This window comes from Lactovum odontotermitis (assembly GCF_054658595.1).
Window position 1 is genome coordinate 85305 of the sequence record NZ_BAAGGQ010000004.1, and the last position, 11301, is coordinate 96605.

Below are 11301 nucleotides of genomic sequence, written 5' to 3' on the forward strand. Positions count from 1 at the left end.
TCAATCTTCATCCTTGTATTCAAGTCCAAGCTCATCCGCAATCTTGGCGTAGCCTTCGCGCTCCAGGCGTTTAGCCAACTCCGCATCACCTGTCTTTACAATCTTTCCGTCCATCAGAATGTGGACAAAATCAGGCGTGATGTAGTCAAGCAAACGCTGATAATGCGTAATAATCATAGCTGCAAAATTTTCTCCGCGCATCGCATTGACACCTTTTGAAACAACTTTCAGCGCGTCAATATCAAGCCCGGAATCAATTTCATCCAGCAGGGCAAACTTCGGCTCCAGCATCAGCAGCTGCAGAATTTCATTACGTTTTTTCTCGCCGCCGGAAAATCCCTCGTTCAAATAGCGCTCGGCCATTTCCTCTTTCATATTCAGCAGCGACATGTTTTTATCGAGCTTCTTGATGAAGTCCATGACGGAGATTTTATCCTCCTCTGGGCGTCCCGCATTAATCGCCGCCCGCATAAACTCGGCATTGGTGACGCCTGGAATTTCCGCCGGGTACTGCATGCCCAGAAAAAGCCCGAGCCGTGCGCGCTCATCCACCGGCAGACCGACAATATCCTGACCGTCAATCTTGATTGTCCCGTTTGTGACAATATACTCCGGATTGCCCATAATCGCCGCCGCAAGCGTAGACTTTCCGTTGCCGTTAGGACCCATGATAGCATGAATCTCGCCCGTATTAATGGTTAAATCAATTCCTTTGAGAATCTCCATCTGCGTGCCGTTGACATCCACGCCAACATGCAGGTTATTTATTTCTAAAGCTGACATATTTTTTCCTTCTAACTGAGTTCAACACGCCATAAACTATGAAAGCGGACGTGTTTCACATCTTGTTGTCAAATGTATTTTACAAAACTAACTATATTATACCAGAAAAAGCAACAGAGCGTTGCTTTTAATTATTAATTTAGGATTTTTTACTCATCTTGCGTGTCTTCGTCTTTATTTTTATGATGCCGCACACTTTCGCGGTAAGAGGAATTTCCAAGATATTTCAGCGCATTCATCAGCGGATGGCGGTCTTTACCCCAGATTCCGACTAATTCGATGAAGATTTCCAGGCCGAAAAGACAGGCCACGACCAGCAAGATTCCCCCCAAACGCCCTTGAAGATTGAGAATGATTGAGATGAAGGCAAAAATCGCTGCGATTCCGTAGATGACAAAGACTGCCCCGCGCTGCGTAAAGCCGAGGTCAAGCAGACGGTGGTGCAGGTGCATCTTGTCCGGCAGATAGAACTTCTGCTTGTTCAAGGTTCGGCGAATGGTGGCCACGACCGAGTCAGTCAGCGGTACGCCAAGAATCAAGAGCGGCGTCAATGTCGCAACCGCCGTGGCATTTTTCAGCCCCTGTAGAGAAATGACGGACAGCATGAAACCGAGAAACAGCGCTCCGGTATCTCCCAGATAAATAATCGCAGGGTTGTAGTTATAGGGGAAAAAGCCGGCGATTGCGGCCACTAGAGTGAAAGCAGTAATCGGAATGAAGACATTCGGCACCGGCAAAAAGAAATAGGCCACAATTCCCATGGTTGTCAGAGAAATAATGGAAACCCCCGTCACCAGGCCGTCCAGCCCGTCAATGATATTCAACGCATTTGTAATCGCCACAATCCAGATAATCGTAAAAATAAAGGACAGCCAGCCCGGGAACTCAATCAGCGGCCCGCCGAAGGGCACTTTGAAATTATCAAAGCGCGTATAAGTCAGAAGCCAGACCAAACTCGCCGCAATCACAATCCCCAGCACCTTATAGCGCGGACGCAGCTCGAACACATCGTCAATCAGTCCCGTCAGCATGACAATGCCGCCCGCCAGAATATAGGGCCAAATGTAGTCAAAATAATGAAACCAGCTATGATACTGATTCGGCGGCAAAACCGTCTGCACAATCAGCGGCAGAAGCAAAAGCGTGGCCGCGGCAAAAGAAATAAAAATCGCCAGACCGCCCGCCGAAGGCATAGGTTTTGTATTAATCCGCCGCGCATTCGGCATGTCCACCGCACCGATTTTAAAGGCCAGCCAGCGTACCAGCGGCGTCAAAATAACAGCCAGCAGAAAAGTGATTCCCATGACAATCAGGAACTTCAGCGTAAACGGAATTGTATGATTATTGAGGTCAAACATCTAAGAATATTATAACAAAAAACTCGCAGTTCTGCTAATGGACACAATCGTACAAAATGTACACTGAATACAAATCAAATGAATGAGAGAAAAAGTCGTCCGCACACAGTTCACAGGCTTACAGACCGCGATGACAGCAATTCGAATTATCAGAAAATAGTCAAACAATCAAATATTATCTGAAAATGATGAAAAATACCAGAAAAATATTTACAGCCCAAAAATTTTGTAGTAGAATGAATTTCGCACAAAAAAGTGCAGAGAAAGGAACAGATACATGAAAAAACAAACAGGTCTCCGCAGCTTTGCGGCAAAAGCACTTATTGCCGGCATTCTGCTGGCCAGTACCGGACAAGCCGCAGCTTCAGCAGCAAGCGCTGATTTAACAGCCGCTCCTGCTTCCAGCATACAAGGAACCGAAAATACCGCGCCGAAACTTGAGAAGCTTGCGAGCGCTCCCTTCACACTGGGTGAAGTCCAAATCACAAATGACGGCAACGGAAACCTTGTCGCAGCCAAATACACAGATGCCGGCTTCAGCGCCGTCAGCCCATTCTTCCAGTTCTCTAACCTCCCTCAGAGCGCAAACTTGAGCGCACGTGTAACTATCAAAAATGGCTCCGGCAAATTCGTCTCCCGCGTTCCAATCCAGCAGAACAGATTTGAAAGCAGCTTCTACGAGCTCAAAACTGAGACTCAGCTTTCAAATCCAGGCAAAAAACACACAAGCGTTTCCTACGAAATCTACCTTGGAAAGAGCACCATCGGCACTTTTACTATTAATTTCGCACCCGCAGCTGAAAAGCCTGAAAACTTCACACCTGCTCAGCAAGAAAGCAAACTCAGCACCGTACAAAATGTGCGCATTGAAAACGGTACACTGGCCTGGGATGCAGTAGACGGAGCTGAACGCTACCAAATCACTGCCATTCAGCACAATGCAGAAGGCAAAGCAGTCGCTGTTTACAAAGCTGAAAGCGATAATTTATCCGGCCGCAGAGAATCGCTGGCAGACCTCAAATCAGTGCTTGAGCTTCCCGCAGGCAACTACAGCTTCTACGTTAAAGCCTCTAAACTTCACAATACTTACTGGAATGCAACTTTAGCTTCAGACGCAAGCACGCATACAGCGATTGTCTCTGTTGACTAATCAAGTCCAGAAAAAGCAGCTTCGGCTGTTTTTTTATACAGAGATTCCATTTTTTGACATGTTATTCAGGACACGGCGTATCAGAATTAAATCCGGCAGCTAAAAACCGCTCATTTCTGAGCGGCCGCATTGTTATAGTCAAATCTTCTGCAAGCTCTGCAAAGCACCGTGGTCAATGATGACATGCGCATGCTCACGCAGCAGTTCACGGTTAATCATTCCCTGCTCGCCATATTCCAGCATACGTGCGCGTACATTCATCGTCTGTTTCTTACCGCGCAGTTTCTGATTGTCCAGAATCGTCAGGTAATAATTCCCTTTAAACTCATACAACTCTGACTCATCGATTGCCGCCTTGACAGTTTTGGCTAGATTGATGATGTCTGTAAAATTATCGAATTTGATTGTGTAATAGACAAAGTCAGGCTCTGGTTCTGGTGTCTTGTCTTTTTTCTTGTTATTGGACGATGAAGCAGTTTTTGTCGAGAAGTCCATATCATCAGAGTCAAGCGCATCAAAAAGACCAGGAGGCGGAAAATTCAGTCCTGTGTTTCCAGCCACTTGACGCAGAAATTCTTCCAGGTCGGCCGCCATCTCCCCATTGGGTGCAAAATTATCCGAAAAATCGTCGCTCACGAGAATATCAATTCCTTTCGCATTTGGCCGTATCTGAAAAGTCATCAGGCTTGTATCGTCCCAACGGTCCGAAATATCAAGTTCATCAATCAGTTCATAGAAAAACTCTTCTACCTTTTCCTGCTCGCTCAAAAAGTCCACGAGCTGCACGTCATGCTCCTCAAGGTCTGCAAAAGTCAAGCTGATTTTCAGAGTACGATCATTCACATAACTGTAATCCATATGGTCATTATACCACAAATGCGAAAATTCTGATAAAATACGGATATGGTTTATTATTTGCTTGCTAATCCGAATTCTGGGAACCGCCGGGGCCGTGAAAAGGTGCTGACGCTCATCCAGTACTTCGAGACGTCCGACATTTCCTTTCGGCTTTTTGAGACAACGGCGCCTGGTCAGGAAGAAATGCTCATTTCCCAGATTCTATCAGAGAAAAAGGCCGAGGACCGGCTGATTATCGTCGGCGGAGACGGAACTTTGTCCTTGTGCATGAAGTATTTGCCGGCCTATTTGCCTTTTGCTTATATCCCTGCGGGTTCCGGCAATGATTTTGCCCGCTCGCTTAATATTTCGCTGGACCCGATTGAGGCTTTCAAGTCAATTTCCCGAAATCAGGAAACGCCGATTTACGTTCTGGGCTATGATTCCGAGCACTTCCACGGCTTTGCGGTCAATAATATCGGTATTGGTCTGGACGGGGCCATTATCAACGCGGCGAATTCCAGCGGGACGAAGACTTTGTTTAACAAGATTCATCTTGGCTCTATAACCTATTTGTTCACGACACTGGGCGTCCTTTTCCGGAAAAAAAGTTTTGAAATTGAGCTTGACCATTCCAGGAAATTTGAAAATGCTTTTCTTTTCACCATGACCAAGCACCCTTATTTCGGGGGCGGTGTCAAGATTGCGCCTGATGCTTCAAGTTTGTCGGAAATTATTGAGCTGATAGAAATTGACAAGATTCCTCAGCGGCAGTTTTTCGGGCTTCTGGCGAAAATTCTGAAAGTCACGCACATGAATGACCCCAGAATTCTAAGTATTAGACAAAATGAGTTTTTTGTCAAATTATTTTCTGAACAGCCTATCCAAATTGACGGTGAGCCTTCTCATATTCCGGCTAGTGAGGAGCTTCATGTCTGGTCAGAAAAACGAATTATTGTGATGTAACATTTTTATTTATTTTGATGCAGAAATTTAAAAACCCGAGTCAATCAGCTAAGTATGCAGAATACTTAGCTGATTGATTCGGGTTTTCTGTTATTTGAGACATTAAGGCAATTTTCTACAAAACTTTCATAAAATTTACTGTTTTATTTTTCAATGAAATCTTTCCAACTTCATAACCGTAATCCAGCAGTTCTTTCTTACTATTCAAAAATGAATGGTCAATCGGCACACCGCCCAGCCCCTCAATTTCCTCAAAGCTTAATGTGAATGCCTCGCGTCCGTCTTCCTGAATTTTTTCCCATAAAGTTTGAAATTTGCTCATGACAACTCCTATTCTTATTTTTTTGAGATTTTAATTTTACTACTTCTGTAAACATTTTACAAGCCTTTGTACAAAAAAAGCCCGAGGGCTTTTTAGGAATTCAAATTACGCAGCAGCTCATCGATTCTATTTCCATAGGCTACTGATTCATCTTTTTTGAAAATGAGTTCCGGCACTTTGTACATTGTCATGCGCTGTGCCAGTTCGTGGCGAATCAGGCCTTTGGCCTTATCGAGTCCGCGCTGGGCTTTCTCAGCGTCGCTGGCCAAGTCAGACAGCAGTGAATAATACAGTGTTGCCTGACTCAAATCGCCAGTGACCTGAGTGTCGGTCAGGTTGACCTGCTGCACACGCGGGTCGTGAATTTCGTCACGTAAAATTTGTGAGACGAGCCGCTGTACTTCGACGGCGACGCGTTCTGCACGCTGATTTGACATAATACCTCCATTGAAATAACGTTCGCGCCACGGTAGTGTCGAAAGCGACCTGTAGTCTGCTTACGCAAGCACTCGGCTTTCGCGAACGGAAAATACGTTTCTTTAACGCTTGATTTCAACCATTTTGTAAGCTTCCAGTGTGTCGTCAACGTTGATATCATTGAAGTCTTCGACCATCAGACCGCCTTCTTGCGCATTGCCGACTTCTTTGACATCGTCCTTGAAGTGCTTGAGCGAGCTGATTGGGCCGTCGTGAAGCACGACTGAATCGCGAATCACCCGAACTGAGGCATCGCGGGCTACTTTGCCGCGCGTCACCAGGAAGCCGGCAATTGTACCGAGTTTAGCCACGGTGAAGATTTCACGCACGATGGCTTCGCCGATAACTTCTTCTTTGTATTCTGGGTCAAGCATGCCTTTCATGGCGGCTTCTATTTCATCGATGACTCGATAAATCACGCTGTGCAGGCGGATTTCTACGTCGTCACGTTCAGCGGCGGCACGTGCTTCTGCTGTCGGGCGGACATTGAATCCGACGATGATGGCGTTGGAAGCGGTCGCGAGGGACACGTCGGATTCGTTGATTGCCCCTACAGCTGAGTGAACGATGTCGACTTTAACGCCTTCGACTACAATCTTCTGCAGACTGGCGGCTAATGCTTCTGCTGTGCCTTGTACGTCTGCTTTGATGATGATATTGACGGTCTTGACTTGTCCCTCTTTCAGTGTGTCAAAGAGGTTCTCAACTGACACGCGGCGCGTATTCTGGCGCTGGATGAGCTGTGCCCGCTTGAAGCGCTCTTCGCCGGCGGCACGCGCTGATTTCTCGTCTTCAAAGACGGCAAAGTGGTCACCAGCTTGCGGTACGTCGTTTAATCCTGTGATTTCTACGGCATCTGATGGTCCAGCTGTCTTTTCGCGTCTTCCTATGTCGTTGACCATCGCACGGACACGACCGAAGGTATTTCCCACAACGATGGGATCTTGGACGTGCAGTGTGCCCTGCTGAACCAGCAAGGTTGCAATGGCGCCTTTGCCTTTATCCAGGCGGGCTTCGATGACTGTTCCGATGGCGCGGACGGTTGGGTCGGCTTTCAGTTCTTGCATTTCAGCGACTAAAAGGACAGTTTCGAGCAAAGCGTCTATATTCTGGTCGTACTTGGCTGAGATTTCGACGAATTCAGAATCTCCGCCCCAAGCGGTTGACAGGACGTTGTGCTCTGCCAGCTCGTTGATGACTTTCTGAGGGTTCGCACCTGGCTTATCAATCTTGTTGATGGCCACGATAATCGGTACGCCTGCGGCTTTGGAGTGATTGATGGCTTCGATGGTCTGCGGCATGACACCGTCGTCGGCTGCCACGACCAGAATTGTAATATCTGTGACTGAGGCACCGCGCGCACGCATGCTGGTAAAGGCTTCGTGTCCCGGCGTGTCAAGGAAGGTGATTTTCTTGCCGTTGGCAACAATCTGATAGGCACCGATATGCTGTGTGATACCGCCTGCTTCGCTCTCGGCGATGTTCGTACGAGATTTTCGCAAGTGGTCAAGCAAGGTCGTTTTACCGTGGTCGACGTGTCCCATGATTGTGACAACCGGCGGACGCGGTACCATGTTCTCTTCGTGCAGATAGCCTTCTTCGACAAAGAGGCGCTCAATGTCTGATTTGTCTTCTGTGACTTTCTTTTCAGGCGTGATGCCGTAGTCTAAGAGCAGCAGCTCGATGGTATCTTCGTCCAGCGACTGGTTCTGAGTCGCCATGATGCCCATCATGAAGAGCTTCTTGACGATTTCGGCGGATTCACGATGAATGCGTTTTGCCAGGTCCGCGATGGTCATGCCTTCTGTGTATTCAAGTGTTTCAGGCAATTCAACAAATTTACGTTCTGTCACCGGCGCATTGGTATGATGTCTGCCTTTTCTGCGGCCGCCGGAATTCCAGTTGGAGTTGCGCGCATTACGTACCTGATTGCGGTTGTCATTGACGCGCAGTGGTCCGCCGCCGAAGCGGTTGTTGTCTTTGGCCTCTGAGCGGTTATTGTCGCGGTCTTTGTTGCCGCGGCGGTTGCGGTTGTTGCGGGCATCAATTGATGGGGCAAATTCTGTTTTCTGGACGGTCGGACGCTGCTGTTGCTGCTGGCCATGTTTCTTCTGGAAAGGCTTCTGGCCTTGACCGGCACGAACGGCTTTGCCTGAGCTTTGCGCTGAGCGGACGGCTTTGGCTTCTTTTTTCAGACGGTCTTTGAGCGGACGTTCAGAAAACTTAGGCTGCTCTTCGGCCCGTTTTACCACTTTGATGGCAATTTTCGGACGACCGAATTTTTTATCCGCTGCGGGCTCTTTTTTCTTGTGCTCAGTGTCGCTCTTGTGCTCCGTCTTTTTGCTGTCAGTATGATGAGCGGTTTCAGCAGGCTTTTCAGCAGGTTCCTTTTCTGACTTGGCTTCGGCTTTGGCTAAAACTTTTTCGACCGCACGATTGGTTTCTGCTTTTTTCTCAGCAATTTCTCTAGCTTTTGCCTGGTCTTCTATTGATGAAACCACCTTGATCTGAGGCTTCTGGCCGCCGGATTTCTTCTCAGCTTCTTTGGCATTAGCACGCGCCAAAATCGCCGGGTCAATCACAACGGCTTTGCCATGAAAAGTCATCGGGTTCTCGCCTTCAGCTTCCGGCGTTTTCGCTTTTTTGGCTTCATGTTCATGGGCGGCAGGTTTTTTAGCTGGTGCGGCTTTACTGGCAGCAGCTGGATGAGCAGCCGGCTTATGCTTGCCTAGCGCCTCAATCAATTGTTTGCTTTCAGCATCAGAAATTGAGCTAGAATGTGACTTCACATCAAATCCTAGTTTCTGCGCCTTCGCGACCAATTCATTATTTGAAAAACCTGTCTCCTTGGCAATTTCGTTTATTCGTTTCTTAACAGACATATGTCCTCCCATAGTAGTAGTTATTGCATCAGTAATTTCTCCATTTTCTTTGCAAAACCTTCATCGGCCACGGCAATGACTTTCCGGTCAGAACCAATGGCTTGTGAAAGCTCATTTTGAGTAAAATCTTGTGAAATTTTGATTTGGTAAGTGTTGCTTTTGTCCCGTATTTTCTTAGTGAGATTTGACGAGGCATCATTTGCCAGAAAGACAAGCTGCACAGTTGAAGTTTGTATGGCCTTCACCACCAGCTCCTCTCCTGTAATCAGCCTTCCTGCCCGTTTGGCAAGCCCTAATAAATTCAAAATCGGCTGTTTAATCATAATCCGGCGCCAATTCTGCACTGTAGACCTTATTAGCTAATTCTTTGCGTCCAACTTCATGCTTCACATAGAGAATCAGTTCATCGTAGAATTCGTCACTTACCTCGGTCGAGAAAGCCCGGTTGAAGACTTTCTTTTTCTTGGCAAGCTCGGCCTCTTCAGTGCTCAGGCCGATATATGCGCCGCGTCCATGTGCCTTGCCGGTCGGGTCGATTGAAATCTCGCCCTCCTTGGTATAAGCCACGCGCAGCAGTTCTTTCTTCGGGAATTGTTTCCCCGAGGCTAAAGAGGTGCGCAGCGGAATTTTTTTCTGTTTGACAACCATCAGAATTATTCCTCGTCGCCTTCGTATTCTTCGGCATTTTCAGGCAGTTTCATGTCGCCCAGCAGTTCTTCAAGTCCCATCTGGTCTTCCGGATTTGTCTCTTCGACTTCAACCTCTTCAAGTGTCGGGACATCGTCCAGCTCTTCTTCGTCTGCATTTGTGTCAATGAGGTCATCCAGGCCGACAATTTCAGACTCGTCAAATTCACTTGCCTTTTTGATGTCAATCTTGCAGTGGGCAACCTGCGCGGCCAGCCGGACATTCTGTCCCTTTTTACCAATCGCCAAGGTCAGCTGGTCATCCGGCACAACTGCCAGGGCGGAGCCGTCATCGAAGATGTAGACCGCATTGACCTGGGCAGGTTTCAGGACATTACGCACCAGAGTGCCTTTGTCGCTTGACCATTCAATGATGTCCATGTTTTCGCCGTGTAAATCATTGATAATCGGCTGGATGTTGCTGCCTTTACGGCCGACCATGGTACCAATCGCATCGACTTTCTCGTTATGGCTGCGTACGACGATTTTGGCACGGTCGCCGGCTTCACGCGCAATGGCCATAATTTCTACTGTGCCGTCGAAAACTTCAGGAATTTCCTTTTCAAACATGCGCTTGAGCATGCCTGGAGCTGTACGGCTGACAATCACACGCGGACCTTTCGGCGACATCTTGACCTCAGTAACATAGACGGAAATGCGGTCACCGATGCGATAATGCTCTTTGAAAATCTGGTCTTTACGCATCAGCATTGCATCCAGACGGCCCAGCTTGATATAAATCGCTCGATCGTCTAAACGGTCTACAATGCCGGAAATCATTTCACCCTCGTATTTTTTGTACTCGTCCAAAATGTCCTTCTGCTCTTCTTCTTTCAGTTTGCGCAGTACATTCTGCTTGGCCACGCCGATTGAGGAGCGGGCAAAGTCTTTGATGTCTTCCTGAAAACGGATTTTATCGCCGACTTCGTAAAGCTCGCTGAATCGACGTGCGTCTTCCAGCGAGATTTCCAAACGTGAATCGAAGACTTCGTCGACTACTTCACGTACTGAATAAACCTCAAACTCACCAGTGTCTTCGTTATAATTCACCTCCACATTCTGCGCCTGTCCATACTGCTTTTTATAAGCAGCTACAATGCCCTCTTTCAGCGCCTCGATGATTAGGTCCGGCTTCACGCCTTTCATGCCTTCGATTTGTGAAAAGAGAGCGACAATATTTTCTTTTGCTTTTGCCATTTCTTCCCATTTGGAACAGTCTCATCCTACGAAATGTATTTGACCATTCCCCTTTCTATTTATTTCGCTCAATTAACTTGAACGATTTTAAAATTTCACCATTGTCTGTGCCTTTGCAATCATACTGAGCGGGATTTCAACTTGTTTTGTCCTGTTGTTTTTCCCGGCCGCATCAATTATCAGATTTTCTTCGTCATAACTGACCAGACTGCCGACAAATTCTTTCTCTCCGTCTATTTTCTGATAAGTTGTGACGAAAACATTTTCGCCCAGCGCCTTCTCGAAGTCTTTCGGCTTCTTGAGCGGACGCTCAGCACCTGGAGATGCTACTTCCAGCAGATAGCCCTCTCGCGGAAAAGGGTCAGGCTTGATGGTATCAAGCAGCGGCGAGATAATCTCAGACAGCTCTGCCGTTTCATCAATCGAAACGCCGTCAGGCTCTTTGTCAACCAGGATAGATAAAATCATGTCCGCGCCCATCTTGGTCCATTCGACATCGACCAGCTCGTATGCTTCCGGCAGATGCGGTCTGATGAAGTCTTCAACGATTTGCGTGATTTCTGTCATCATACCTCCTTTGATTTTAATACCAGCTGATAACAGCAACAGAAGCGCTCTCTCGAGCGCTCCTTTCTTAGTATTT

The 11301-nt window shown here is 47.4% G+C and carries 12 protein-coding genes; 2 read left to right on the forward strand and 10 right to left on the reverse strand.

Features of this window, described 5'->3' with window-relative positions; genetic code table 11:
• The gene (gene sufC / locus ACYQ2E_RS03685) at positions 1-783 is read right to left on the reverse strand and encodes a Fe-S cluster assembly ATPase SufC (protein WP_460016710.1); all 783 of its coding nucleotides are present in this window, start codon (positions 781-783) and stop codon (positions 1-3) included.
• A 149-nt stretch (positions 784-932) separates the two neighbouring features.
• Entirely contained in the window at positions 933-2141 is a 1209-nt protein-coding gene (locus ACYQ2E_RS03690; protein WP_460016711.1) for a glycosyltransferase family 4 protein, read from the reverse strand.
• Between the two features lie 277 nt (positions 2142-2418).
• Here ACYQ2E_RS03690 and ACYQ2E_RS03695 point away from each other — a divergent pair, with 277 nt between their 5' ends.
• Positions 2419-3291 carry a hypothetical protein gene (locus ACYQ2E_RS03695; protein WP_460016712.1) on the forward strand — a complete coding sequence of 291 codons (873 nt, stop codon included), beginning with the start codon at positions 2419-2421 and terminating at the stop codon, positions 3289-3291.
• Between the two features lie 138 nt (positions 3292-3429).
• Here the strand turns inward: ACYQ2E_RS03695 and ACYQ2E_RS03700 are convergent, their stop codons facing one another.
• Positions 3430-4149 (reverse strand): adaptor protein MecA, encoded by a 720-nt coding sequence (locus ACYQ2E_RS03700; RefSeq protein ID WP_460016713.1) that lies wholly within the window; start codon positions 4147-4149, stop codon positions 3430-3432.
• 45 nt (positions 4150-4194) lie between these two features.
• Here ACYQ2E_RS03700 and ACYQ2E_RS03705 point away from each other — a divergent pair, with 45 nt between their 5' ends.
• Positions 4195-5094 (forward strand): diacylglycerol/lipid kinase family protein, encoded by a 900-nt coding sequence (locus tag ACYQ2E_RS03705; protein WP_460016714.1) that lies wholly within the window; start codon positions 4195-4197, stop codon positions 5092-5094.
• A 115-nt stretch (positions 5095-5209) separates the two neighbouring features.
• Here ACYQ2E_RS03705 and ACYQ2E_RS03710 read toward each other — a convergent pair whose 3' ends face one another.
• The 7 genes from ACYQ2E_RS03710 to rimP form a co-directional block, all read right to left on the reverse strand.
• A complete protein-coding gene (locus tag ACYQ2E_RS03710) occupies positions 5210-5416 on the reverse strand; it encodes a hypothetical protein (RefSeq protein WP_460016715.1) in 207 nt (68 codons plus the stop codon).
• Positions 5417-5508: 92 nt separating this feature from the next.
• Positions 5509-5853: a 30S ribosome-binding factor RbfA gene (rbfA, locus tag ACYQ2E_RS03715; protein ID WP_460016716.1), complete on the reverse strand. Its 345-nt coding sequence runs from the start codon at positions 5851-5853 to the stop codon at positions 5509-5511.
• A gap of 102 nt (positions 5854-5955) precedes the next feature.
• Positions 5956-8775 (reverse strand): translation initiation factor IF-2, encoded by a 2820-nt coding sequence (infB, locus tag ACYQ2E_RS03720; protein WP_460016717.1) that lies wholly within the window; start codon positions 8773-8775, stop codon positions 5956-5958.
• A 20-nt stretch (positions 8776-8795) separates the two neighbouring features.
• Positions 8796-9098, reverse strand: a complete 303-nt coding sequence (locus tag ACYQ2E_RS03725) for a YlxQ-related RNA-binding protein (protein WP_460016763.1) — start codon at positions 9096-9098, stop codon at positions 8796-8798.
• Positions 9091-9423, reverse strand: coding sequence for an RNase P modulator RnpM (gene rnpM / locus ACYQ2E_RS03730; protein WP_460016718.1), 333 nt, complete (start codon positions 9421-9423; stop codon positions 9091-9093). Before rnpM ends, ACYQ2E_RS03725 begins: the two co-directional genes overlap by 8 nt.
• A gap of 5 nt (positions 9424-9428) precedes the next feature.
• Entirely contained in the window at positions 9429-10658 is a 1230-nt protein-coding gene (gene nusA, locus ACYQ2E_RS03735) for a transcription termination factor NusA (protein ID WP_460016719.1), read from the reverse strand.
• Positions 10659-10745: 87 nt separating this feature from the next.
• Entirely contained in the window at positions 10746-11225 is a 480-nt protein-coding gene (rimP, locus tag ACYQ2E_RS03740) for a ribosome maturation factor RimP (RefSeq protein WP_460016764.1), read from the reverse strand.
• Positions 11226-11301 lie beyond the last annotated feature (76 nt).

Excerpts from the sequence above, each read along its gene's own strand:
- ACYQ2E_RS03695 (WP_460016712.1), top strand. The coding sequence starts at position 2,419 with ATGAAAAAACAAACAGGTCTCCGCAGCTTTGCGGCAAAAGCACTTATT.
- infB (WP_460016717.1), bottom strand. The coding sequence starts at position 8,775 with ATGTCTGTTAAGAAACGAATAAACGAAATTGCCAAGGAGACAGGTTTT.
- ACYQ2E_RS03705 (WP_460016714.1), top strand. The coding sequence starts at position 4,195 with ATGGTTTATTATTTGCTTGCTAATCCGAATTCTGGGAACCGCCGGGGC.
- ACYQ2E_RS03710 (WP_460016715.1), bottom strand. The coding sequence starts at position 5,416 with ATGAGCAAATTTCAAACTTTATGGGAAAAAATTCAGGAAGACGGACGC.
- sufC (WP_460016710.1), bottom strand. The coding sequence starts at position 783 with ATGTCAGCTTTAGAAATAAATAACCTGCATGTTGGCGTGGATGTCAAC.
- ACYQ2E_RS03700 (WP_460016713.1), bottom strand. The coding sequence starts at position 4,149 with ATGGATTACAGTTATGTGAATGATCGTACTCTGAAAATCAGCTTGACT.
- rbfA (WP_460016716.1), bottom strand. The coding sequence starts at position 5,853 with ATGTCAAATCAGCGTGCAGAACGCGTCGCCGTCGAAGTACAGCGGCTC.
- rimP (WP_460016764.1), bottom strand. The coding sequence starts at position 11,225 with ATGACAGAAATCACGCAAATCGTTGAAGACTTCATCAGACCGCATCTG.
- nusA (WP_460016719.1), bottom strand. The coding sequence starts at position 10,658 with ATGGCAAAAGCAAAAGAAAATATTGTCGCTCTCTTTTCACAAATCGAA.
- rnpM (WP_460016718.1), bottom strand. The coding sequence starts at position 9,423 with ATGGTTGTCAAACAGAAAAAAATTCCGCTGCGCACCTCTTTAGCCTCG.
- ACYQ2E_RS03690 (WP_460016711.1), bottom strand. The coding sequence starts at position 2,141 with ATGTTTGACCTCAATAATCATACAATTCCGTTTACGCTGAAGTTCCTG.
- ACYQ2E_RS03725 (WP_460016763.1), bottom strand. The coding sequence starts at position 9,098 with ATGATTAAACAGCCGATTTTGAATTTATTAGGGCTTGCCAAACGGGCA.